Here is a 610-nt window from a genome sequence, read left to right as displayed (position 1 = left end):
CCGTTGCCAGGATGCCGAACACGACGCCGTAGAGGAGCACGCCGGGAGCCAATGCCTGGGCGCGGACGAAGCCGTGCTTGAAGCCGGAGAGGGTGAAAGGCGATCGCGCACCCGATGCCATGTCAACTCTTTCTAACCTTTTACAAGGTTAGTATTGTCGAGCAGCCATCGCAGCTGTCAAGTACGTCCGGCAAGAAGGGAAATCTGGTTTGATCCAGCCGGCCACCGACCCGCGCTCCTATGCGACCCATCCCCCGCTAGCGTTGGGGGGAGCGCTTTGTCTCGACTTCATCAACACGACGGCCTGGCGGGGCGACCCGGCGCGAAGCGCAGAGCGGCTGCACGACTATGCCGAACTGGTGCATTGGGCCACCGGGCTGGAACGCATCGACACGCGCTCCGCCGCGCTGCTTTTGGATGAGGCCGAGGCGAAAGTCCGGGCAGCAGAGCAGGTCCACGGTTTGGCGCTGCGATTGCGGGGAGAGATCGAACAGGCCCTCGATCCGGCGCATGCCGGCCTGGCGCGGCTTGTCGAGGTCGAAGCGTTGCTGCGCGACATCGAACGCGTGGGGCAGCTCGTCGACACTGGTGCAGCCCGCATCCATCACTG

Annotated in this window: 1 protein-coding gene; it reads left to right on the top strand. The window is 64.4% G+C overall.

From position 1 onward, the window contains the following. Positions 1 to 209: 209 nt before the first annotated feature. The coding region (locus AC1D34_RS38210) for an ABATE domain-containing protein (RefSeq protein WP_476827106.1) at positions 210 to 610 on the top strand (401 nt) is incomplete at its 3' end.

Source organism: Allobosea sp. P1_A7 (assembly GCF_056406775.1).
Note: the sequence above shows the minus strand (reverse complement) of the source record. Positions and strands in the feature narration are given on the sequence as shown.